This window comes from Streptomyces sp. NPDC098789 (assembly GCF_044759975.1).
In the GTDB taxonomy this organism is placed as follows: Bacteria; Actinomycetota; Actinomycetes; order Streptomycetales; family Streptomycetaceae; genus Streptomyces.
Window position 1 is genome coordinate 553,624 of the sequence record NZ_JBIWAJ010000003.1, and the last position, 22,731, is coordinate 576,354.

20 protein-coding genes and 1 pseudogene are annotated in these 22,731 nt (G+C 73.9%); 7 read left to right on the forward strand and 14 right to left on the reverse strand.

Translation table 11 applies throughout. The features are described from left to right. Positions 1-41: 41 nt before the first annotated feature. Together ACIQWR_RS09735 and ACIQWR_RS09740 are read right to left on the reverse strand one after the other, a co-directional pair. Positions 42-629 (reverse strand): hypothetical protein, encoded by a 588-nt coding sequence (locus tag ACIQWR_RS09735; protein WP_404006269.1) that lies wholly within the window; start codon positions 627-629, stop codon positions 42-44. A gap of 296 nt (positions 630-925) precedes the next feature. Next, positions 926-2,053, reverse strand: a complete 1,128-nt coding sequence (locus tag ACIQWR_RS09740) for a PLP-dependent cysteine synthase family protein (RefSeq protein ID WP_404006270.1) — start codon at positions 2,051-2,053, stop codon at positions 926-928. Between the two features lie 206 nt (positions 2,054-2,259). Here ACIQWR_RS09740 and ACIQWR_RS09745 point away from each other — a divergent pair. Next, positions 2,260-2,775 (forward strand): annotated as a pseudogene (locus ACIQWR_RS09745) (ATP-binding protein); the annotation flags it as partial. Positions 2,776-3,114: 339 nt separating this feature from the next. On the opposite strand, the gene ACIQWR_RS09750 reads toward ACIQWR_RS09745, so the two are convergent. Next, positions 3,115-4,398: an ROK family protein gene (locus tag ACIQWR_RS09750; RefSeq protein ID WP_404006272.1), complete on the reverse strand. Its 1,284-nt coding sequence runs from the start codon at positions 4,396-4,398 to the stop codon at positions 3,115-3,117. A 43-nt stretch (positions 4,399-4,441) separates the two neighbouring features. After that, positions 4,442-5,227 (reverse strand): alpha-ketoglutarate-dependent dioxygenase AlkB family protein, encoded by a 786-nt coding sequence (locus tag ACIQWR_RS09755; RefSeq protein WP_404006273.1) that lies wholly within the window; start codon positions 5,225-5,227, stop codon positions 4,442-4,444. Between the two features lie 36 nt (positions 5,228-5,263). Between ACIQWR_RS09755 and ACIQWR_RS09760 the strand changes: the two genes are divergently transcribed. Then, the gene (locus ACIQWR_RS09760) at positions 5,264-6,004 is read left to right on the forward strand and encodes a maleylpyruvate isomerase family mycothiol-dependent enzyme (protein WP_404006275.1); all 741 of its coding nucleotides are present in this window, start codon (positions 5,264-5,266) and stop codon (positions 6,002-6,004) included. A gap of 143 nt (positions 6,005-6,147) precedes the next feature. On the opposite strand, the gene ACIQWR_RS09765 is transcribed toward ACIQWR_RS09760, so the two are convergent. Then, complete coding sequence (locus tag ACIQWR_RS09765) at positions 6,148-6,642, reverse strand: DUF4188 domain-containing protein (protein ID WP_404006276.1); 495 nt, start codon at positions 6,640-6,642, stop codon at positions 6,148-6,150. Positions 6,643-6,783: 141 nt separating this feature from the next. Here ACIQWR_RS09765 and ACIQWR_RS09770 point away from each other — a divergent pair, with 141 nt between their 5' ends. Continuing rightward, entirely contained in the window at positions 6,784-7,431 is a 648-nt protein-coding gene (locus ACIQWR_RS09770; protein ID WP_404006278.1) for a MerR family transcriptional regulator, read from the forward strand. A gap of 17 nt (positions 7,432-7,448) precedes the next feature. Here the strand turns inward: ACIQWR_RS09770 and ACIQWR_RS09775 are convergent, their stop codons facing one another. Further along, a complete protein-coding gene (locus tag ACIQWR_RS09775; RefSeq protein ID WP_404006279.1) occupies positions 7,449-8,432 on the reverse strand; it encodes a spherulation-specific family 4 protein in 984 nt (327 codons plus the stop codon). Positions 8,433-8,881: 449 nt separating this feature from the next. Continuing rightward, positions 8,882-10,126, reverse strand: coding sequence for a geranylgeranyl reductase family protein (locus ACIQWR_RS09780; RefSeq protein ID WP_404006430.1), 1,245 nt, complete (start codon positions 10,124-10,126; stop codon positions 8,882-8,884). 447 nt (positions 10,127-10,573) lie between these two features. Here ACIQWR_RS09780 and ACIQWR_RS09785 point away from each other — a divergent pair, with 447 nt between their 5' ends. Together ACIQWR_RS09785 and ACIQWR_RS09790 are read left to right on the forward strand one after the other, a co-directional pair. Next, positions 10,574-11,938 (forward strand): dipeptidase, encoded by a 1,365-nt coding sequence (locus tag ACIQWR_RS09785; RefSeq protein ID WP_404006281.1) that lies wholly within the window; start codon positions 10,574-10,576, stop codon positions 11,936-11,938. An 89-nt stretch (positions 11,939-12,027) separates the two neighbouring features. Then, positions 12,028-12,723 (forward strand): MBL fold metallo-hydrolase, encoded by a 696-nt coding sequence (locus ACIQWR_RS09790; protein ID WP_404006282.1) that lies wholly within the window; start codon positions 12,028-12,030, stop codon positions 12,721-12,723. A 73-nt stretch (positions 12,724-12,796) separates the two neighbouring features. Here ACIQWR_RS09790 and ACIQWR_RS09795 read toward each other — a convergent pair whose 3' ends face one another. After that, complete coding sequence (locus ACIQWR_RS09795; RefSeq protein WP_404006284.1) at positions 12,797-13,897, reverse strand: NUDIX domain-containing protein; 1,101 nt, start codon at positions 13,895-13,897, stop codon at positions 12,797-12,799. A gap of 220 nt (positions 13,898-14,117) precedes the next feature. Here ACIQWR_RS09795 and ACIQWR_RS09800 point away from each other — a divergent pair, with 220 nt between their 5' ends. Beyond that, positions 14,118-15,110 (forward strand): LacI family DNA-binding transcriptional regulator, encoded by a 993-nt coding sequence (locus ACIQWR_RS09800; protein WP_404006432.1) that lies wholly within the window; start codon positions 14,118-14,120, stop codon positions 15,108-15,110. Between the two features lie 6 nt (positions 15,111-15,116). On the opposite strand, the gene ACIQWR_RS09805 is transcribed toward ACIQWR_RS09800, so the two are convergent. Continuing rightward, the gene (locus ACIQWR_RS09805) at positions 15,117-15,308 is read right to left on the reverse strand and encodes a hypothetical protein (RefSeq protein ID WP_404006286.1); all 192 of its coding nucleotides are present in this window, start codon (positions 15,306-15,308) and stop codon (positions 15,117-15,119) included. 159 nt (positions 15,309-15,467) lie between these two features. On the opposite strand from ACIQWR_RS09805, the gene ACIQWR_RS09810 reads away from it, so the two are divergent. Continuing rightward, the gene (locus tag ACIQWR_RS09810) at positions 15,468-17,927 is read left to right on the forward strand and encodes a WD40 repeat domain-containing protein (protein ID WP_404006288.1); all 2,460 of its coding nucleotides are present in this window, start codon (positions 15,468-15,470) and stop codon (positions 17,925-17,927) included. Positions 17,928-17,979: 52 nt separating this feature from the next. On the opposite strand, the gene ACIQWR_RS09815 is transcribed toward ACIQWR_RS09810, so the two are convergent. The 5 genes from ACIQWR_RS09815 to ACIQWR_RS09835 all read right to left on the reverse strand — a co-directional run bounded on the left by ACIQWR_RS09815 (position 17,980) and on the right by ACIQWR_RS09835 (position 22,716). Continuing rightward, a complete protein-coding gene (locus ACIQWR_RS09815; protein WP_404006290.1) occupies positions 17,980-19,272 on the reverse strand; it encodes a DUF6986 family protein in 1,293 nt (430 codons plus the stop codon). 182 nt (positions 19,273-19,454) lie between these two features. Further along, positions 19,455-20,417: an electron transfer flavoprotein subunit alpha/FixB family protein gene (locus ACIQWR_RS09820; RefSeq protein ID WP_354379411.1), complete on the reverse strand. Its 963-nt coding sequence runs from the start codon at positions 20,415-20,417 to the stop codon at positions 19,455-19,457. 68 nt (positions 20,418-20,485) lie between these two features. Next, positions 20,486-21,271: an electron transfer flavoprotein subunit beta/FixA family protein gene (locus tag ACIQWR_RS09825; RefSeq protein WP_404006292.1), complete on the reverse strand. Its 786-nt coding sequence runs from the start codon at positions 21,269-21,271 to the stop codon at positions 20,486-20,488. Between the two features lie 202 nt (positions 21,272-21,473). Then, positions 21,474-21,935, reverse strand: coding sequence for a flavin reductase family protein (locus tag ACIQWR_RS09830; RefSeq protein WP_404006434.1), 462 nt, complete (start codon positions 21,933-21,935; stop codon positions 21,474-21,476). 418 nt (positions 21,936-22,353) lie between these two features. Next, positions 22,354-22,716, reverse strand: a complete 363-nt coding sequence (locus ACIQWR_RS09835; protein ID WP_404006436.1) for a TlpA family protein disulfide reductase — start codon at positions 22,714-22,716, stop codon at positions 22,354-22,356. Positions 22,717-22,731 lie beyond the last annotated feature (15 nt).

Here is a 22,731-nt window from a genome sequence, read left to right on the forward strand (position 1 = left end):
GCGGCAGGCCTCCGCGGGGCCGCGTACGGGCCCGCGCGTCCTCAGGTCGTCGGGTACCGGTCGACCAGGTCCGCGTACCCGCCCGCTCCCCAGACGCGGGTGCGGAACTCCCGCAGGTTCAGGGACGGTCCGCGGTCCTCGCCGGCGCGGGCGAAGTACACGCCCGCACACCGGGCGCAGAACCACCCCTCGGACCAGAGGGCTTCGGCGGCGGACCGACCCCGGGCGGTGCGCCGGCGACGGGCCGCCTCCACCCGGCCGACGGCGAAGAACAGGGCCGCGGCCGCGAGGAGCGCGATCCCCGAGATCCAGGCGAGGTGGGCCATGGGGAGTTCGGTCACGAACCGCCTTTCGCCGTGGTCCTGTGCGACCCACCAGCCGCCGGACTCGCGACCGAACCAGCCGCCCGCGATCGCACCCCACAGGAACGTGCCGAGCGACACCAGGACGAGGGTGCCGCCCAGGCACCCGACGGAGTCGGTGGCCGGGTCCGGCGGCACCGGGGCCAGACCCTTCGCCAGCGCCGAATTCCCTTCGCGGACGGACGTCTTGCGGGTGCCGTCGCCGTCGGTCCACTCGTCGCGGGTGCTGGCCTTCGCCGCCAGGTAGGCGGCGGCGACGCCCGTCACCTCGCCGTCGCGCCCGCACCGCGGGCAACACAGCGGTCCGCCGCCCGAAACGGCCGCATCATCCGCACCGCCCGTACCGGCCACACTGCCCGCACCGGCCGCACCGGCCGCACCGCTCGTACCGGCCGCACCATGCGTACTGCCCGCATCATGCGTACCGCCCGCACCGTGCGTACCGCCCGCACAGTCCCTGCCCGTCATGGCGCCCCCGGGGCTCGTTCGTGATCACGCGTCGGCCCAGCGTATTCAGCCGACGCGGCCCCGCCCAGGGCCCGTTCGTCAGGGTCTCGGTACGGTCAGGCCACGGGCTCGTACCAGCCGCCCGAGGCCAGCAGGGCCTCGATGGTCCTGGCGTAGGGGGCCAGGTCCAGGCCCTGGGCGGCCACCCACTCGTCCGAGTAGTACTTGTCGAGGTAGCGGTCGCCCGGGTCGCAGAGCAGGGTGACGACGCTGCCCGTGCGCCCCTCGGCCACCATCTCCGCGATGATCTTCAGCGCGCTCCACAGGCCGGTGCCCGTGGAACCGCCGGCCTTGCGGCCGATGGCCTGCTCCAGCGCGCGGCAGGCCGCCACGCTCGCCGCGTCCGGCACCTTCATCATGCGGTCGATCGCGCCGGGCACGAAGCTCGGCTCCATGCGCGGGCGGCCGATGCCCTCGATGCGCGAGCCGCAGTCGCTGCTCGCGTCCGGGTCGTGGTGCGTCCAGCCGTCGAAGAAGCAGGAGTTCTCCGGGTCCGGTACGCAGATGCGGGTGTCGTGCTGCATGTAGTGCACGTAGCGGGCGATCGTCGCCGAGGTGCCGCCGGTGCCGGCCGTGGCCACGATCCAGGTGGGCTCGGGGTACCGCTCCAGGCGCAGCTGCTGATAGATCGATTCTGCAATGTTGTTGTTGCCCCGCCAGTCGGTGGCGCGCTCGGCGTAGGTGAACTGGTCCATGTAGTGGCCGCCGGTCTGCGCGGCGAGGAGCGCCGACTCCTCGTACATCTTCATCGAGTCGTCGACGAAGTGGCATTCGCCGCCGTGGAACTCGATCAGCCGACACTTCTCCGGGCTGGTCGTGCGCGGCATCACGGCGATGAACGGGACCCCGATCAGCTTGGCGAAGTACGCCTCGGAGACCGCGGTGGAGCCCGAGGACGCCTCGATCACCGGACGGCCGGGCCTGATCCAGCCGTTGCACAGGGCGTAGAGGAACAGCGACCGGGCGAGGCGGTGCTTGAGCGAGCCCGTCGGGTGGGTGGACTCGTCCTTGAGGTAGAGGTCGATGCCCCACTCCTCCGGGAGGGGGAAGCGCAGCAGGTGCGTGTCGGCGGAGCGGTTGGCGTCCGCCTGGACCTTGCGGACGGCTTCTTTCAGCCAGGCCCGGTAGTCGGCGTCGCTTCGGTCGACGTCGACGGTGGTGCTCGTCGTACCGGTGGTGCTCATGCGCCTTGCTCCTCTGTGCGTGCCGTGTCTCTGCCTCCCCCCGCTTTCGCAATGTACCCCCCTCACCTGCACAAACAGTCACTTTGGGGTTCCATGCGAATGCCTTTTGGTTGCCTTCGGTTGCATGCCGGCGCACGGTGGGTGACTCTGGTGGGGCGTCACAGAGGGTGCAGCACCCGTAACACTCATGTCGGGGAGTCGCAGCCGTGATCAGTCCTCCACGCAGGCACTGCGTCGTCGCATTGCAGGCCATGCCACAGCGGATCGGCCAGGTCCGCCGAATCGTTTCTGCACAACTGCGCCACTGGCAGCTCGATCCGCTCATAGACCGGGCTGCGCTCGGCGTGACGGAGCTGCTCAGCAACGTCCACCGCCACGCGCAGCCGGACAAGGCGTGCCGGGTCGAGATCGAGCTGCGGCTCGGCAGACTCACGGTCTCGGTCCACGACAGCGATCCCAGACTGCCCGTGGCCCGGGACGCGGACCCGCTGGAGACCTGTGGCCGCGGCCTCGCGCTCATAGCGGCGGTCAGCGAGTCCTGGGGCTCCCGGCCGCAGCCGGACAGCCGGGGCAAGGTGGTCTGGTTCTCGCTCCGCGCGGAACCGGCGGCCGCCGCACCCGCCGCTCCGGTGCGGATCCGTCCCGTGCCGCTACGACGGCCGACGGCGCCGCCGGTCACCCTCGCGACCGGCGTCACCGCACCGCCCGCCCAGCAGCCGGCCCACGAGCCCGCCCAGCAGCCCGCACGGCACCCGGCCCGGCCGCCGTCGCGGCCACCGGCCGGGCCGCCCGCGGATCCGGTCGTCGAGCCGTCCGTGGAACCGCTGCCGCATCCGGTGGCGGTGCCGGTGCCGGTCTCGGTCGCCGTGGCGGCGGGGCACCCGGCGGGCGGCACGGCGACGGGCCGCGCGGTGGGCGGCACGGCGACCGGCCACGCCGTGGCCGTCACGGCGGCGGGCCCGGTGGCCGGAACCGCGCCCTTGGGCGCCCTGGGCCCCGCCCCGGGATGAGAGCGCCCCGCGGCGTCCGTCGCGCCCGTCGGCCCGGCGGGCGCGGCCGGATCAGGCCGCTGCCCCCAGAGCGCCGAGCGGGTCGTCCAGGACGGGCTGCCAGGCCAGCTCGGCCGCGCCGACCAGGCTGTTGTGGTCCAGGGTGCACGGCAGGATCGGCACCCCGCCGCTGCGGCCCCACAGGCTGCGGTCCGCGACCACCGCGCGCAGCCGGTCCGGGTCCGCCTGGAGCAGCTCGCGGTGCAGGCCGCCCAGGATGATCCGGTCCGGGTTCAGGATGTTCACCAGGCCGGCGAGCCCGAGCCCGAGCCGGTCGATGAGCTCCTCCGCCGCCCCCCGCACGGAGGGGTCGGCGTACTCCGCGCGCAGCAGGTCGCGGGCCTGCTGGAGCAGCGAGACCTCGGGGCCGGGGACGCGGCCCGCCGCCGTCAGGAAGGCCAGCGGGTCGGCCTCCACGTCCAGGCAACCGCGGCTGCCGCAGTGACAGGCCCGGCCCTCCGGGTTCACCGTGAGGTGGCCGACCTCCAGCGCCAGGCCCGAACTCCCGCTGTGCAGGCGCCCGTCGAGGACGAGTGCGCCGCCGACGCCGCGGTGTCCGGTGGCCACGCAGAGCAGGTGCTGGGCGCTGCGCCCGGCGCCGTGGCGGTGTTCGGCCAGCGCGGCGAGGTTGACGTCGTTGCCGGTCAGGGCCGGTCCCTCGATCCCGGCCGCGCGGACGCACCGCGCGAAGATGGACCGTACCGGCGAGCCGGCGGGCCAGGCCAGGTGCAGCGGGTTGAGCGCCGTGCCGTCGGGCTCCGCGACCGCGGACGGCACGGCGAGGCCGGCGCCCACGCACCGGCGCCCGCTGCTGGCCAGCAGCGCGGCGCCCGCTTCGACGACCGCGCCCAGCACCTGGGCCGGGTCGGCGGTGACCTCCACCTTGCCGGGGGCGGTGGCCACGATGTGCCCACCGAGCCCGACCAGCGCGGCCCGGAACCCGTCCGGGTGGACCTGCGCGGCCAGGACGACCGGCCCGTTCTCGTCCACCGACAGCCGGTGCGACGGGCGGCCCTGGGCGCCGCCGGCACCGCCGGGGCGGGAATCGACGCGGATCAGACCGAGCGCCTCCAGCTCGGCGGCGACGGCTCCGGCGGTGGCCCGGGTCACGCCCAGCTCGGCCGTGAGGACGGCGCGGGTCGGGGCCCGGCCGGTGTGCACCAGTTCCAGCGCCGGGCCGAGCGCGCCGCGACCCCGCTCCAGTTTGGTCCGCGTGGACGTGCCCGTCACGTCCGTCACGTCCGTCACGTCCGTGGTCACATCCCCCGCCCGCCGCGGGGTCGTGTTGCCGTTCATGACAGCGATCCTCGCATGATCGGCCGGGCCCGGGCGCCGACCTTCAGCCCAGCCCGCTGACGCGCAGCGTGATGTTGAGGCGCCCGGTCAGGCCCAGGGCGGGCGGAGCCGTCCCCGGCAGGACTTTGGGCACCGAATGAAAGGCCCTTCGGGCCGGACCGCCGAAGACGAACAGGTCGCCGCTGCGCAGCTCCACGTCCCGGTACGGGCGAGCGCGCGAGACGGTGTTGCCGAAGCGGAACACGCAGCTGTCGCCGAGGCTGAGCGAGACCACCGGCGCCGGGGAGCGCTCCTCGGCGTCGCGGTGCATGCCCATCCGGGCGTCGGCGTCGTAGAAGTTGATCAGCGCGATGTCGTACGCCGCCGGGTCGCCCGGTTCGGGGGGAGCCGCCCCGGCTCCGGCTCCGGCCGCGGCCACGGCCTCCCGGCCCAGCTCGGCGAGCCAGTCGGGCATCGGCTTGACCGGTTCCCCGTCCCCGTCCACGACGGTCCGGGCGTAGCCGTACGGGTACCAGTGCAGCCCCAGGCAGACCTGGCGGGCGGTCATCGCGGCGCCGCCGGGGAGGCGGACCGTGCGCAGTCCGGCGGGCGGGCGCGCCCACGCGCGGCAGGCGGTCAGCAGGGCGAGCTGGCGCTCCGGTTCGAGCCAGTCGGGCACGTGGACCGCGCCGGGCGCGATCTCGGTCCGCTCGCGCGGGAAGAGCTCCGCCGGCCGCCCCGGCGGCAGGTCCGGGTGCGGGGCCGGGTGCGGGGCCGGGCTCGGGGCAGGGCTCGGGGCAGGGCGCGGGTCCGGGTCCGGGGGGAGGTCGCGAGAGGGGGGCCGCTCCATGGACCCATTGTCGGCGCCCCCTGGCACACTCGCCGCATGGAGATCATCGATTACGTGAACACGCTTGACCGTGAAGGCCGGTTGATGGCCGACGCGGCCGAAGAGGCGGGCCCGGAGGCCCTGGTGCCGTTCTGTCCCGATTGGCGCGTGGCCGACCTGCTGCGGCACACGGGGTCGGTGCACCGGTGGGCGGCGGGGATGGTCGCGGGCGCCCTGACCGAGCCCGTGCCCTTCCCGGAGGCCCCGGAGCTGACCGGCGCTCCGCTGGTGGCCTGGTTCCGCGAGGGGCACGCCGCGCTGGTGCGGACCCTGACGGAGGCGCCCGCCGACGTGCGGTGCTGGACCTTCCTGCCGACGGACCCACCCTCCCCGCTGGCCTTCTGGGCACGGCGTCAGGCGCACGAGACGACGGTGCACCGGATGGACGCGCAGGGCGCGCTCGGCGCCGCACCCTCGCCGGTGGAGGCGCGGTTCGCCGCGGACGGGGTGGACGAGGTGCTCACCGGATTCCACGCGCGGCCGCGCAGCCGGGTGCGCACCCCGGAGCCGCGGGTGCTGCGGCTGCGCGCCTCCGACACCGGCGACGCCTGGACCGTACGCCTGTCGTCCGAGCCCGCGGTCACGGTCCGCGGTGACGCGGGTCCCGCGGACTGCGAGGTGAAGGGCGGGGCGGCGTGGCTGTACGCGGCCCTCTGGAACCGCGCTCCGCTGGACGGCGCCGCGGTGAGCGGCGACGCCTCGCTGGTCAAGCTCTGGCAGGAGACGGCGGGCATCTGACGTCGCCGCCACGCCCCGCCGGACGGCCCGCGCGGGCCGACCGGCGTGCACAGGGATGATCGCCGCGCGCAAGGCCGATCGGCGGCGCGGAGCGGGCCGCCGCCCCGTGCCGATCAGCCCCGCGCCGGTCAGTCCTGTGCCGGTCAGTCCTGTGCCCCGCTGGCGAAGCGCTCGCGGGCGGTGACCCCGCGTCGTTCGACGGGAAGGGACCCGGTGGCGGCGGCCAGGCCGTAGGGCGGCATGTCCCCGTAGATCGACTCGTACGACCCGGCGGGGACCACGTAGGTCTCGTGCCAGATCCCCACGTGCTGGCGGGACCCGCGCTCGAAGCGGTTGATCATCGCCCAGGCCTTGCGGTGCAGCCGGTCCGGGGCGGCCGCGTAGTCCAGCAGCTTCTCCTTGGACTCCCAGTACTGGACCACGTAGTAGGTGCGCGGGGAACCGCTGAGGAGTTGGTGGCCCAGCAGTCCACTGCCCGGGATCCCCTTCAGCTCGCGCAGCATCCGGAGCATTCCGACGAACACGGGAACCCACTGGTGCGGCGCCCGGAAGTGATTGATCCGCATGCCGATCAGGAAGACGACGATCTCCCCTTCGGCAGCGGCCGTCGTGCGGCCGGGAATCGGTCTCGCGGACATGCCACCCCCTGGTGACGGGACGGACGGGGCCGGGGCCCACCGCCCTGCTTTGGATAGTCCAACTATCCTTTCGGATGGGATAGTTACACTATTCAATGACGCCCACAAGCCCACAGCGGAGAACCAGGGGAAGGATCACCGATGCGCCTCGCGGACCTGAGCGAGCAGAGCCAGGTCTCGCTCGCGACCATCAAGTACTACCTGCGCGAAGGCCTGTTGGCTCCTGGCCGGCGGATCAACGCCACACAGGCCGAGTACGACGCGTCGCACCTGCGGCGGCTGCGGCTGGTGCGGGCCATGATCCAGGTGGGACGGATGCCCGTGGCCACCGTGCGCGAGGTACTGGCACAGGTCGACGACGCCTCGCTCGGCCGGACCACCCGCCTCGGGGCCGCGCTCTGGGCCCTGCCCCGGGCCGCCGAGCCCGAGCCCGACGACCCGGACGTGGCCGCGGCCCGCGAGGAGGTCGACCGGATGCTCGCGGAACTCGGCTGGAGCGACGCGGCGCAGATCGGCTGGCTCTCGCCGGTCTACCGGGAGTTGGTCGCCTCGGTGGCCTCGCTGCACCGGCTCGGCTACCCGCTCGACGCGGCCGACCTGGCCCCGTACGCACTCCAGATGGAACAGACCGCGATCCACGACCTGGACCGGTTGGAGCGGCTGCACGGCCCGGTGGAGCAGGTGGAATCCGCGGTGGCTTCGGCCGTGCTCTTCGAACCCGTGCTGCTGAGCCTGCGCCGGCTGGCCCAGGAACAGCAGGCCGCGCGCCGGTTCGGGCTGGAGGACTGACCGCAGCCCAGCCCGGGTCAGCCGAGGGTGGCCGCGTAGGTGGTCTGCGGGCGGAACTCCCAATCCGGGCTGGCGTTCCAGGGGTTGGGCATGGCCGTGCTCGTCGCGTACGCGTAGCCCGCGCCGCGGTCGAAGGCCGTGCGCAGGGTCGTGCGCATCGCGGCGGCGTCCGGGACGTCGTGCACCAGGTGCCAGAAGGCGGTCCCGCTCGGATCGAATTCGGCGCCCGCCCGGTAACCGGTCCGTTCGTCGAAGACGTTCCCGCCGAGCCAACCGCTGCCGGTGTAGGCGGCGTAGGTGTCCTCGAAGGTCACGAAGACGTCGGCGGTGCGGTGGCCGGGTTCGAGGTAGCAGTCGGCGATGGCGGTGCCGGGGTTGTCGACCACCAGGTCGGGGGCGGCCGGGTCGACCGCCCGCATCGCTTCCTGGACGTAGCGGCGGTAGTCCGCGTAGAGGTCGCGCGTGGCATTGGCCGGGCCGCAGTCACGGCTGACGACGTCGAAGAAGATGCCGTCGACGTGCAGTCGGCCGTCCGCGGTCCTGAGGTAGTTGTCCACGGACGCCTTGACCTCGGCCGGCGGCCGCTTGCCGTGGTCGGTGTGGACGTAGCCGAGCACCTTGGTACGCTCGCCGTTGGCGGTGGTGCCGCCGCGCAGGACGTCGGCGCGGGCCCGCCACGGTGCGTCGAAGGGGGCGTCGCCGTTGCCGGGATTGAGGACGACCACGGAGGCGGCCGGGCCGGTGGCGGTCAGCTCGTCCAGCATCGGGTCGTCGGCCCACACGTACGCCGGAACCGCGACGTCCATGCCCCGCACCCCGGGTATCCGGGCCCGGACCGGCTCGCTCGGCCTGGGGGCGGGCGCCGGTCCGGACGCGGCCGGGGCCCGCTTGGAGGCGCCCGCCGAACCCTCCGCGGCCGAACAGATCGCGGGCGCCGGCGCCGCGAGGACGGCAACCGTCAGGACCGCGTAGAGGACCCTCGATGCGCGGGTCGTGGCCATGGTGATCCCTTCCTCCGGCAGGCGTCTGGGCGACGGGTCGCCGCCGCGAGGAAGACTAGAGGGGGCCGGGGACCGGGGGCTGGAGAACCGGTTCTCTCGATGCGAGGAACAGACAAGCGACTTGTCACCTTGTCGGCTTGTCAGTGCACCGGGCGTCTCGGTGCGTCAGCGGGTCTGCGGGTGACCGGGTGAGCGGGTGAGCGGGTCATGTGATCGTCCGTCACCTGACGAAGTCCGCGACCCTCCGCTCCGCCCCGGGACGCGGCGCCGGAGCGAGCGGGGCAGGGCGGCGGGCTCCGGGTGGGCCGCACGGTCCGCGGCTTCACGGTGGTCGAGCCGACCGACCCCGCCGGCCCCACCCGTAGGTGTGCCCGTAGGCGTACGGGCACCCGCGCGCAGGAGGTACGGGCGAGCACCCACGCGCGCGCTCGCACCCGCACCCCCTAGGCCTACGCCCGCCCCTGCCCCTGCCCCTGCTCCTGCCGGCGGTCGAGCGCGTGCAGCGCCTTGCGGGCCAGCGGGTACGTACGCACCAGGTCGGCCAGGTTCGTCGAGCCCCGGGTGATCCGGGCGAAGGCCCGCCAGGCCGGCCCGAAGCCGATGAGCGCGGCGTGCAGCACACCCGGCCGGGACACGAAGACGCCCATCATGCGCTTGCCCACGCCCATCTCGACGCCGAGCCCGGCCTTGACCGCGAAGGCGTAGTTGAGGGCCTGGCGGCGGGCGTCCACCGCGTCCGGCGCCTCGGAGATCTTCACGGCCCACTCCCCCGCGAGCCGCCCGGAGCGCAGCGCGAAGGAGATGCCCTCCCGGGTCCACGGCTCCAGCAGCCCGGCCGCGTCGCCCGCGACGAGCACCCGGCCGCGCGAGAGCGGCGACTGCGGCGTGCGGCAGCGGGTCAGGTGCCCCGAGGAGACGGCGGGCTCGAAACCGGCCAGCCCGAGTCGGGCGATGAAGTCCTCCAGGTAGCGTTTGGTCGCGGCGCCGTCACCCTTCGCCGAGATCACGCCGACGGTGAGGACATCGCCCTTGGGGAAGACCCAGCCGTAACTGCCGGGCAGGGGGCCCCAGTCGATGAGGACCCGCCCCTTCCAGTCCTCGGCCACGGTCGGCGGGACCGGGATCTCCGCTTCGAGACCCAGGTCGACCTGGTCCATCTCGACCCCGACGTGGGCGCCGATCCGGCTCGCGCTGCCGTCCGCGCCGATCACGGCACGCCCCAGCACGGTCTCCCCGCTGCCCAGCACCACCGCGACGGTGCGCCGGTCGGGCACCGCCGGACCGTGCTGCTCGACGCGGGTCACGGCCGTACCGGTGCGCACGGTCGCGCCCGCCTTCTCGGCCTCGGCGACCAGAGCGGCGTCGAACTCGGCCCGGTCGATGAGCCCGAACAGCATGCTCTTGGAGCGCCGGGTACGGGTCAGCTTGCCGTTGAGCGAGAAGGTCACCGCGTGGATGCGGTCCTTGAACGGCAGCACGAAGCCCGGCGGCAGCGCGTCCCGCGAAGGCCCGATGATGCCGCCGCCGCAGGTCTTGTAGCGCGGCAGTTCGGCCTTCTCCAGCAGCAGCACCCGCCGGCCCGCGGCGGCCGCGGCGTGCGCGGCCGATGCTCCGGCCGGCCCGGCGCCGACCACGATCACGTCCCAGACCTCGCCGGAATCCTCCTGCGTGCTCCGGAGCGCCTCCGCGATCAGGGGCTCCTCCGCCCCCTCCTGCTCGCCCGACGGCTCCTGCCCGCCCGACTCCTGCGGAACGTTCGGCCGCTGCTCCCCTCCCGACTCCTGCTGCTCCCGGGCCCCTTCCGGCCGCCCGGCCGCCGTACCGGTCACCTCCGCCACTTCGCCCGCCCCCTGCGCGTCCTGCCCCGCCCCGCCCGCCTGGCCTGCGTCGCCCGCATTGCCCGCGCCGTGTACGTCGTCGCTGCTCACGATGTGCTGCTGCTCCTGATCACGCGTTGGTCCCGATGGTCCCGACGGCCCCGACGGTCCCGGGGTCCCGATGCCGGGGAAATCCTACGGCGCGAGTCCGGCTCACCCCGCTGTGGGAGGATCGGACCGTCATACGCCGTAACCCGGTGTACGCACCCCGCCCCTGTCCACACTCTTACGCAGACCAACGTCGCACCCAAAAGGAGCGTGCCCATGCCGACCGATCCGATCGTCGAGACCGTCGCCTCGCTGATGCCCCGCGCCAAGCAGGAGCTGGCCGAGCTGGTGGCCTTCCAGTCGGTTGCGGACTGGGCCCAGTTCCCCAAGAGCGAGAGCGAGGGCGCCGCGAACTGGGTCGCCGACGCGCTGCGGGCCGAGGGCTTCCAGGACGTGGCACTGCTCGACACCCCGGACGGCACGCAGTCGGTGTACGGCTTCCTGCCGGGCCCGACGGACGCCCCGACCGTGCTGCTCTACGCGCACTACGACGTCCAGCCGCCGCTCGACGACGCCGCGTGGATCTCCCCCGCCTTCGAGCTGACCGAGCGCGACGGCCGTTGGTACGGGCGCGGCGCGGCCGACTGCAAGGGCGGGTTCATCATGCACCTGCTCGCCCTGCGCGCGCTCAAGGCCAATGGCGGTGTGCCGGTCAACGTCAAGGTGATCGTCGAGGGGTCCGAGGAGCAGGGCACCGGCGGCCTCCAGCAGTACGCCGAGGCCAACCCGGAGCTGCTGACCGCCGACACCATCGTCATCGGTGACGCGGGCAACTTCCGGCTCGGGCTGCCGACGGTGACCGCGACCCTGCGCGGGATGACCCTGCTCAAGGTCAAGGTGGACACCCTGGGCGGGAACCTGCACTCCGGGATGTTCGGCGGGGCCGCGCCGGACGCGCTCGCCGCGCTGATCCGGGTGCTGGACTCGCTGCGCGCGGCCGACGGTTCGACCACCGTGGACGGGCTCGCCTCGGACGCCGTGTGGGAGGGCCTGCAGTACCCGGAGGCGGACTTCCGCGGCGACGCCCGGGTGCTCGACGGCGTCGAGCTCATCGGCAACGGCACGGTCGCGGACCGGCTGTGGGCCCGTCCGGCCGTGACCGTGCTGGGCATCGACTGCCCGCCGGTGGTCGGCGCGACCCCGTCGGTGCACGCCGGTGCGGGCGCGCTCATCAGCCTGCGCGTGCCGCCGGGCGTGGACGTCGCCGAGGCGATCAAGCTGCTGGAGGCGCACCTGGTGGCGCACACCCCGTGGAAGGCGCGCCTCGAACTCGAAGTCGTCGGCCAGGGCCAGCCGTTCCAGGCGAACACCGACAGCCCGGCGTACGCGTCGATGCGTGCGGCCATGGAAGTGGCGTACCCCGGCGAGGAGATGCAGATCAGCGGCATGGGCGGATCGATTCCGCTGTGCAACACGCTGACCTCGCTGTACCCCGAGGCCGAGATGCTGCTGATCGGGCTGAGCGAGCCGGAAGCGCAGATCCACGCGGTCAACGAGAGCGTGTCGCCCGAGGAGCTGGAGCGGCTCTCGGTCGCCGAGGCGCTGTTCCTGGTCAACTACGCGGATTCCAAGCGCGGCTGACGCCGTACGCGGCGGGGTCCGCTCTGAGCGGACTCCGCTGCGGGTGAAGTAGGCCCGCGACCAGGGGCATCGAGAAGTACGTTCACCCCATGGACCTCGTGGACGTCATACCGCAGCGGCTGCACATGCTCCGTTATCCGATCGGTCAGGCCTACCTGTGGCGCGACGGTGGGGCGCTGACCCTGATCGACTCCGGCCCGGTCGGCTCCGCCGCCGGGATCGAGGAGGCGATCCGCTCGCTCGGGCTGAGCCCCGAGGGGCTGGAGCGGATCGTCCTGACCCACTGCCACCGGGACCACATCGGCTCCGCGGGCGAGCTCGCGGCCCGCTGGGGCGCGACGGTGGTGGCGCACCGCCTCGACGCTCCGGTGATCCGCGGCGAGCTGCCGGTACCGGAGCCGGTGCTCCTCGACTGGGAGGTCCCGTACTACGAGCGCGGGCTCACCCTGCCCGACGCGCCGCCGACCCCGGTGGACCGCGAGTTCGGGGACGGCGACGCGCTGGGCTTCGGGGACGGGGCGTACGTCGTGCACGCGCCCGGGCACACCGACGGCAGCATCGGAGTCCATCTGCCGGACCACGGCGTGCTGTTCACCGGTGACGCGGTGGCCTCGGTGGGGCAGGTGATGCTCGGGGTGTTCAACGTGGACCGCGGTCGCGCCCTGGGGTCCATGCGCCGGTTCGCCTCCCTCGCCCCGTCGGTGGCCTGCTTCGGGCACGGCGATCCGGTCACCGAGGACACCGCGGCCACCCTGAAGGCGGCCGCGGACGAGGCCTCCGGCTGAGCGGCGCACGACCGGTCCCCGATCGAGTGACGGGCGGCGGGCGGCCGGATCGCGGCGCCCGGCCGGCGCGCCCTCAGCCCGCCCCGACCGGGACGCCGGCCTCCAGGTTGAGCACGGTCGCCCGCTCCCGCGCGCGCAGGGCCCAGCGCAAACGTTCGAACCGATGTCGCGGGAGCAGCCCGGCGGCCTCGGCCTCGGTGACGAACCGCCAGGCCCGCAGCTCGGGCCCCGGCAGCCGGACCCGGGCCGCCGCCTCCGGGGAGAGCCGCCCTCCGTCGAAGATCAGCCGCAGCCCGCCGTAGGCCGGGGAGCAGGGCGGTTCCCAGTCGATGACCAGCAGCCCGGGCGGCTGGTCGAGTACGACGCCCAGCTCCTCGGCGACCTCGCGCACCCCCGCACGCGCGGGCGCCTCTCCCGCCTCGACCACGCCACCGGGGAACTCCCAGCCGGGCTTGTACGTCGGATCCACCAGGAGCACCCGGTCGTGGTCGTCGAAGAGCAGCACCCCGGCGGCGACGGTCTCCGCGGTGGGTTCCGGGGTCTGCACGATGTCGCAGAGGGCGACCTTGTCGGAGCGCAGCGCTTCGGCGATGCACCGTGCGGTCTCCCGGGCCGTCAGGGCGCCGTTGTCGATGACGTGCGCGTCCGAGGTGAGCCAGCCGAGCGCCTCCCGGTAGGAGGCGAAGTGCGCCTGCGACCACGACCGGCCCCTGTCGGCTCTGCCGGCCCCGTCGCCCTTGGTGCCCCCGTCGCTCCCGTCACGCCCACCGCTCCCGTCACCCGCCTCGCCGTCGTCACCCCCGACGGTCGCGGTCCGGGCCCGCAGGATCGTTTCCTCAGGAGCGAGCAGCACGTGCCGCACCGGGATCCGGCGCGCTGCGAGGGCCCCGAAGATCTCGTCCCGGTACTCCTGGCGCAGCAGGGTCATCGGCACCACGAGCACCCCGCCCACCTCGGCGAGCAGCGCGGCGGCGGCGTCCACGACCAGGCGCCGCCAGCTCGGCAGGTCCTGGTAGTCGGCCACCCCGTCGAGCCGTTCGCGCGGCAGCAGGAGCCGGAGGGCGTCACCGACGGTTTCGGGGTCGTACAGAGTGGCGTCCGGCAGGAGCCCGGTCAGTTCACGGGCCGTGCTGGTCTTCCCGGCCCCGAAAGCACCGTTGATCCAGACAATCACGATTACCCCTCTTCCCGATACTCCCGCGGCCCGTCCGAACCCCCAGTGGCTTGCCCGCACCAGCCCGTCGCGGAAACCCGGTAATCGGCCGAGGTGCTTATCCTCAAGGTCAGCGCGTTGCGACCGGACGCGCGACCGCCGCGCCCACCCTCACCGGAGGTTCCCCACCGTGCCGCACTCCCGCCGTTCGCCCGAGCCCCGCTACGGCCGGCGGCCGACGATGAAGGACGTGGCGGCCCGGGCGGGGGTCGGCCTGAAGACCGTGTCCCGGGTCGTCAACGACGAGCCCGGCGTCACCCCCGACACCGAGAAGCGGGTCCACGACGCCATCGACGAGCTGGGCTTCCGGCGCAACGACAGCGCCCGGGTCCTGCGCAAGGGCCGCACCGCGACGATCGGACTGGTCCTGGAGGACCTCGCCGACCCGTTCTACGGGCCGCTCAACCGGGCCGTGGAGGAGGTCGCGCGGGCCAACGGCGCCCTGCTGATCAACGGCTCCAGTGCGGAGGACCCGGACCGGGAGAAGGAGTTGGCGCTCGCGCTGTGCGCGCGCCGGGTGGACGGCCTGATCGTCATCCCGGCCGGTGCCGACCACCGCTACCTGGAGCCGGAGATCCGGGCCGGGGTGGCCACGGTGTTCGTGGACCGCCCGGCCGGCCTGATCGACGCGGACGTGGTGCTCTCGGACAGCTTCGGCGGCGCCCGCGACGGGGTGGCCCACCTGATCGCCCACGGCCACCGCCGGATCGGATTCATCGGCGACCATCCCCACATCCACACGGCCACGGAGCGGCTGCGCGGCTACCGCACGGCCATGGCCGCCGCCGGGCTCGCGGTGGACGGGGCGTGGGAGGCCCTCGGCCCGACCTCCCCGGAGCGGGTCACCTCGGCGGTCACCGCCATGCTCGCGGGCCCGGACCCGGTCACCGCCGTCTTCGCGGGCAACAACCGGGTGACGGTGACGGCGGTGCGGGTCCTGGCCGCGGCGGCCGCCTCCGGGGCGCGGCCCGTGGCGCTGGTGGGCTTCGACGACTTCGAGCTGGCGGACCTGATCCGTCCCGCGGTCTCCGTGGTCGCCCAGGACGCGGCGGCCCTGGGCCGGGTCGCGACCGAGCGCCTCTTCCAGCGGCTGGCCGGGGCGGACCTGCCGCCGGCGCGGATCGAGCTGCCGACCCGCCTGATCGCCCGCGGCTCGGGCGAGGTCCGCCCGTAGGGGGTGTCACCGGACGAGGCTGCGCAGGACGGGCACCGCGCCGCCCCCCGCGGTCAGCCCGGCGAGGACGGACAGGGCGGGATGGGCGCCTCCCAGGTGGCTGAGCGCGCCCACCGCGCAGCCGATGAGCACGGCCGTCACAAGGACGAAGGCGGTGTGCAGGGTCAGGAAGGGCTCGGGGAGCGGCTGGTTCGTCATGCCCCGATGTCAGCAGCCCGGACGGCCCCCGAGCACCGGTACCGAACGAAGCCGGACGCTTTCCGATCGACCCCGAACCCCCGTGAACGGCGGGGGTGTTCCGTTCCGTTCGACGAAGTCCGGGACCGACCGGCCGCAGCCGTTCTAACCTGGTGGGCGATGGAGCCACCGAACAGCTTCGACGAGGAACTACGGGCCTTCGCGGCGGAGTTGCGCGCCCTACGGGACGAGCGCGGGCACCGCTCGTACCGGGAACTCGCGGGTCGCGCGGGCCGGTCCGACAGCGGCATCCGGCTGCCGGTCGCGACCCAGAGCGACGCCTTCAGCGGCAAGCGGCTGCTCGGCTTCGACACGCTGATGGGGCTCGTACGGATCCTCTACGCCTACGACGCCTTCGGCCAGGAGATCGCGGTGCCCCCGCACTCCGCACCCGAGTTGGAGCGGTGGCGCCGCGACTGGCGCGCCCTCGCCGCGCTGCGACCCGCGCCGACGGGCCGACGGGCGGCGGCGCCCGGACCCGCGCCCGAGCCCGTACCGGCGGCCGGGCGTGCGCCCGCGCGCGGAGCCGCACCCGCACCCCCGCCGGTGCCCGCGTCCGAGCCGCTGCCCTGCCCCGAGCCCCAGCCGGCCCGCGCCCCGGCGGGCCGTGGGAACGCCGAGGAATCGGGAGCCTCCGCGGCTCCTCCCCCGCCCCCGGTCCTGTTCACCCCCCGCCACCGCCTGTCGCGCCATGCCGGTGCGGTCTGGAGCGTGGCCTTCTCCACGGACGGCCGGCTGCTCGCCACCACCTGCGAGGACGATCGGGTTCGGATCTGGCACACCGCGACGGGGAAGCAATTCGCCGCCTCGCTCCCCGGCACCTTTCCCGTGCTGTTCACCCCCGAGGGACGGATCCTGGTGACGGACGCCGGGAACCGCACCACCGTGCACCAGTTCTCGACCGGGACCCTCTCCCCGGCGGGACCCCCACTGGTCGGCACCGGCGCGCCGATCCGCATGATGGCCGCCGCCCCCGAACCGGCCCTGCTGGCCGTGCTCGACTTCGAGGGGGACGTACGGCTGTGGAACCCGGCCTCCGGCGACGGCGCGGCCCTGATCGACTCCGAGGTGCAGGACCCGCAGGAGCTGCGCACGCTCGTCCAGGTCCCCGACGGGCGCCTGCTCGGCGCCGGGTACGGCGCCCGGGTGTGGGACCTGCTGCACCCGCACCCGGGGACGGGGGAGCCGATCGGCCCGCGGGTGGACGCCCCGGGGGTGCTGGCCCTCTCCCCGGACGGCCGGTTGGTCGCCTTCGGCCGTGCCGACGGCACCGCGGGCGTGCTCGGCACCCGGCCCGGCCTCCCGCTCGTCCCGCTCGCCGGCCATCGGGGCGCGATCCACGCCCTGGCCTTCCGCGCCGACGGCCGGCTGCTCGCCAGCACCTCCGCCGACGGGACGGTCCGGCTCTGGGACCCCCGCACCGGGCTCCCGGCGGCCCCGCCCCTCACCCCGCACGACGGAGCCGAAGGAGCCGACGGAGCCGACCGAGCCGACCGAGCCGACCCAGCCGACCCAGCCGACCCAGCCATCAACGGAGTGGCCTTCTCCCCCGACGGGCGGCTGCTGGCCACCGCCGGCGCCGACGGGACGGTGGTCCTGTACGAACGGGCGGCCCCCGCCCCGGCGCCCACGGTCGCGACCCGCGCGCTGGCCACGGCGGTGCGGGCCCGCCGGCCCGTGCAGCTGCCGCCCGTGAAGGTCGGCAGCGCCCTCGTCCGGGTCGCCTTCGCGCCCTCCGGCCAGGTGCTGGCCACGACCACCGGCGAGCGGTCGGTGCTGCTGCACGATCCCGTCACCGGACGGGCCCTCGGCGAAGCGCTCGTCGACCCGCCGACCCTGCCCTGGGCCCTCGCCTTCACCTCGGACGGCGGCCTGCTGGCGACCGCCTCCGTAGGACGGTCCGTGTGCCTGCGCGATCCGGACGAGCCGTGGTCGGGGCGCGCCGTCGAGACCGGACACACCGGCGCCGTGAAGAAGATCGCCTTCTCGCCGGACGGACGGCAGATGGCGACGGGCGGTGCGGACGCCACCGTCCGGCTCTGGGACCGGGCCACCGGGCAGCTCACCGCGTCCTTGACCGAGCACACCAACGAGGTGGTCGGGCTGGCCTACTCGCCCTACGGCCTGCACCTGGCCAGCTCGGGCGCGGACGGACAGGTCCTGCTGTGGGACAAACACCTGCGGGCCCTCGTGGGCCGCTTCGGCCGGCTCGGCGGGGGCACGGCCTGGGCGGTCGGCTTCTCCCCCGACGGCGGCCGGCTCGCCGCGGCCCTGGCGGACGGCGGCGTGCGGTTCTGGGAGCCGCTGACCGGCCTACCGGTCGGCTCCGCCGGCTTCGGGGCCGGGCACACCGGCGCCGTCTACGACCTGGCCTTCTCGCCGGACGGGGAGCTGCTGGCCAGCGCCGGCGAGGACGGCAGGGTGCTGCTCTGGGACGTCACGTCGGGCGAGCGGGTCGGCCACCCCCTCACCGGGCACACCGGCGCCGTCAACGGCCTCGCCTTCTCCCCCGACGGCACCCTGCTGGCCACGGCGGGCCGGGACGGCACCCTGCGCCGCTGGATCGTCGGATCCGGGTGAACGCGGCGGGGCCCGGCCGGAGTCCTCTCCGGCCGGGCCCCGCCGGGCCGGCTCAGGCGTGCAGGGTGGCCGAGCGGCGCGGGATCGCGAAGGAGTCCAGCTCGGCGCGGGTCAGCCCGGTGAGCGCGGTGACCTCGTCGGCGCCGACCGCGCCGCAGTCCAGGCCGCGGACCAGGTACCCGGCCAGTGCCTTGGCGGTGGCGGGCTCGTCCATGACGTCGCCCTCGATCTTGGCGACGTAGGCCTTCAGGCGCGCGGCGGCGGCTTCCAGGCCCTCGCGGTAGAAGACGAAGACGGCCGCGTAACGGGTCGGCAGGTGCGCCGGGTGCATGTCCCAGCCCTGGTAGTAGGCGCGGGCCAGGGCGCGGCGGGTGAGGCCGTAGTGCAGCTTCCACGCCTCGTGGACCTGCTCGGTGGTGCCGACGGGCTTGACGTTGGTCGAGCCGTCGGAGACGCGTACTCCGGTGCCCGCGGCCGCGACCTGCATGATCGCCTTGGCGTGGTCGGCGGCCGGGTGGTCGCTGGACTGGTAGGCGGCCGAGACGCCGACGCAGGCGCTGTAGTCGAAGGTGCCGTAGTGCAGACCGGTGGCGCGGCCCTTGGCGGCCTCGATCATCCGGGCCACGGTGGCGGTGCCGTCGGAGGCCACGATGGACTGGCTGGTCTCGATCTGGATCTCGAAGCCGATCCGGCCCGGGCGCAGGCCGCGGCGGGTCTCGAAGGCCTCCAGCAGCTCGACGAAGGCGCTGACCTGCTCGGCGTAGGTCACCTTGGGCAGGGTCAGGACGAGGCCCTCGGGCAGGCCGCCGTGCTCCAGCAGGCCGGAGAGGAAGACGTCCGTGGTGCGGATGCCGCGGTCGCGGACGTTGGACTCCATGCACTTCATCCGGATGCCCATGTACGGGGCGTTGGTGCCGTTGGAGAAGGCCTCCGAGACGAGGCGGGCGGCGCGGGCCGCGGCCTGGTCCTCCTCCTCGTCGGAGCGGACGCCGAAGCCGTCCTCGAAGTCGACGCGGAGGTCCTCGACGGGCTCGCTGATGAGCTTGGCGCGCACGCGGTCGTAGACCGGTACCGCCAGTTCGTCGCTGATGCCGAGTACCTTGGCGAAGGTGGCCGCGTCCGGGGCGTGCTCGTCGAGGGCGGCCAGCGCCTGGTCGCCCCAGGAGCGGATGGTGTCCGCGGCGAAGACGTCACCGGGGACGTAGACCGTGTGGATGGGCTGGCGGGTGCCGGGGTCGCCGGGGTAGTGGCGCGCGAGTTCCGCGTCCACCGGTGCGAGGGAGGCGCTGATGCCCTCGCTGACCGCGCCTGCGAGGCTTGTCGCCACCTTCTCCTGCTGACCCATCGTGCACTCTCCTCTTTTCCGCTACACGGAAGCATTGATCCGCATAGCAGAATTTAGTCAGCGCATTCCGCTCCGTCAATGGTTGCCGGAAACAGCACGGGGCCGCGTGGCGAGAGTCACCACGCGGCCCCGGGGCACAGCGTCTACGCAGGTCAGGTCCGGTCGACGACCGGAACCCGAGTTCAGCCCTTGCGGGCCTGGATCTCTTCGGTCAGCTGCGGGACGACCGCGAAGAGGTCGCCGACCACGCCGTAGTCGACCAGGTCGAAGATCGGGGCCTCGGAGTCCTTGTTGATGGCCACGATGGTCTTCGAGGTCTGCATGCCCGCGCGGTGCTGGATCGCACCGGAGATGCCCGAGGCGATGTAGAGCTGCGGGGAGACCGACTTGCCGGTCTGGCCGACCTGGTTGGAGTGCGGGTACCAGCCGGCGTCCACGGCGGCGCGGGAAGCGCCGACGGCCGCACCGAGCGAGTCGGCGAGCGACTCGATGATGTGGAAGTTCTCGGCGCCGTTGACGCCGCGGCCGCCGGAGACCACGATCGCGGCCTCGGTCAGCTCCGGGCGACCGGTCGACTCGCGCGGGGTGCGGGAGACGACCTTGGTGCCGGTGGCCAGCGCGCCGAAGGTGACGGCGAGCGCCTCGACGGCGCCCGCGGCCGGGGCGGCCTCGACCGGAGCCGAGTTCGGCTTGACGGTGATGACCGGAGTGCCCTTGGAGACGCGGGACTTGGTGGTGAACGAAGCGGCGAAGGCGGCCTGCGTCGCGACCGGACCCTCGTCACCCGCCTCCAGGTCGACGGCGTCCGTGATGATGCCGGAGCCGATGCGGACGGCCAGACGGGCCGCGATCTCCTTGCCCTCGGCGGAGGAGGGGACGAGGACCGCTGCCGGGGACACGGCGTCGTAGGCGGCCTGGAGGGCGTCCACCTTCGGCACGACGAGGTACTCGGTGAACTCGGGGGCGTCGGCGGTGAGCACCTTGACCGCGCCGTGCTCGGCGAGCACGGCGGCGGTGTCGGCCGCGCCGGCGCCCAGGGCGACGGCGACGGGCTCGCCGATGCGGCGGGCGAGGGTCAGCAGCTCAAGGGTGGGCTTGCGGACGGCGCCGTCCACGTGGTCGACGTAGACGAGGACTTCAGCCATGGGAATGCTCCTGCGAAAGCGAAGTAGTCAGGGGAGGTGGGGCGTGACCGCATGTGCGGCCGAAGCTCTTAGATGAACTTCTGGCCGGCCAGGAACTCGGCCAGCTGCTTGCCGCCCTCGCCCTCGTCCTTGACGATCGTGCCGGCGGTGCGGGCCGGGCGCTGCGTCGCGGAGTCGACCGCGGTCCAGGAGCCTTCGAGGCCGACCTCGTCCGCGTCGATCTCCAGGTCGGACAGGTCCCACGCCTCGACCGGCTTCTTCTTCGCGGCCATGATGCCCTTGAAGGACGGGTAGCGGGCTTCGCCCGACTGGTCCGTCACGGACACGAGGGCCGGCAGGGAGGCCTCCAGCTGCTCGCTGGCGGTGTCGCCGTCACGGCGGCCCTTGACGGTGCCGTCCTCGACCTTGACCTCCGAGAGCAGGGTGACCTGCGGGACGCCCAGGCGCTCGGCCAGGATCGCCGGGAGGACGGCCATGGTGCCGTCGGTCGAGGCCATGCCGGTGATGACCAGGTCGTAACCGGCCTTCTCGATGGCCTTGGCGAGCACCAGCGAGGTGCCCATGACGTCGGTGCCGTGCAGGTCGTCGTCCTCGACGTGGATCGCCTTGTCGGCGCCCATGGACAGCGCCTTGCGCAGCGCGTCCTTGGCGTCCTCGGGGCCCACCGTCAGGACGGTGATCTCCGCGTCGTCGGCCTCGTCGGCGATCTGCAGCGCCTGCTCGACGGCGTACTCGTCGAGCTCCGACAGCAGGCCGTCGACGTCGTCGCGGTCGACGGTCAGGTCATCGGCGAAGTGCCGGTCGCCGGTGGCGTCGGGCACGTACTTCACACAGACAACGATCCTCAAGCTCACGCCGGCTCTCCTACTGCATCGTCTTTACTGGTGCTGCCTTGATGCAGGCAGCATAGGCGCCATGTGGGGCCGATCCCGATCGGGGCGGCCCGCGCTCCTAAGGGAATGTTACTCGCCAGTACACCCCGGGTCCCCTCCGGTTGCAAGGCCGGCGAACTGTGACCTTGCCAACGCCGGACGGACCCGCCCCAGCAGGGACGATTCAGTCGCGCAACGCGTTGAAGCGCCCCTGGTGGTACAGCAGGGGACGACCTTCCCCGACGGGGTCCCCGGCAACCGCCTCCGCGATCACCACCCGGTGCGCACCCGCCGGAACGCGGGCCACGATCCGGCAGACCAGCCAGGCCAGCACGCCGTCCAGCAGCGGGACCCCGTGCGGGCCCGCGGTCCAGTCGGTGGCCGGACCGAAGCGGTCGGCCCCGCTCCGGGCGAACAGTCCGGCCAGCTCCCGCTGGTGCTCGCCGAGTATGTGGACCCCGAGGTGTTCGGAGTCGCGTATCGCGGGCCAGCTGGAGGACCCGGTGCCGATGGTGAAGGAGAGCAACGGAGGGTCGGCGGAGACGGAGTTGAGCGAGGTGGCCGTGAAGCCCACCGGTCGGCCGCCGCTCGCGGAGGTGATCACCGCGACCCCGGCGGCGTGCTGCCGGAAGACGGAACGCAGCAGGTCGGGCGAACCGGGGAGGACGGGCTCGGGGCTCGTGGGGCGGGCGTCCGCGGAGCCGGCGTCGGCGGGGCGGGCATCGGCAGGGGCGGCGCCCGTGGAGCGGGGCTCCGGGGAGCCGGCGTCCGCGCGGGTGGCGGCCGGGGCGGTGGTGGCCGGGGCGGTGGTGGCGGTCAGCGCCGTCATCGAAATGTCTCTTCCTTCTGCAGCGTCGTCTGTCCCGGCCGGGTCGCCGGAGGAGGTGGGGGCGATCAGTGACCCCGACAGCGCGCGCTCGCGTACCGGACCAGGTCGAGGTGGACCCGTCCGTAAAGCAGGAGTTCGTACCGCATGCCGAAAGACTGGCGATCACCGGCGCGCACAGTCAAGCGGCAGCCTGCACATTGTCAGGTGCGTCACGCTCCGTGGAGCGAGCACCGGTTCAGACGGCCGCGCCGAGGGCTGCGATCACGTCCGCCGTGCGGGGCATCCCGGCCGCCCGGCGCACGATCCGGCCCGTCGCGTCCAGGACCAGCACCGTCGGGGTCTTCTGCACCCCCAGCTCGCGGACCAGCGCGAGGTGCTCCTCGGCGTCGATCTCGATGTGCGCGACGCCCTCGACCATGGCCGCCACCTCGGCCAGGATCCGGCGGGTGGCCCGGCAGGGCTGGCAGAACGCGCTGGAGAACTGGACCAGGGTGGCCCGCTCCCCCGGTTCGGCGCCCAGCTCCGCCCGCCCCAGCCGCCGCGCACCTCGGTGCTCCCGCGCCGGCTCCCCCGCCGACTCCCCGCCCTGGTCCCGCACGTGCTCTCCCGTCGT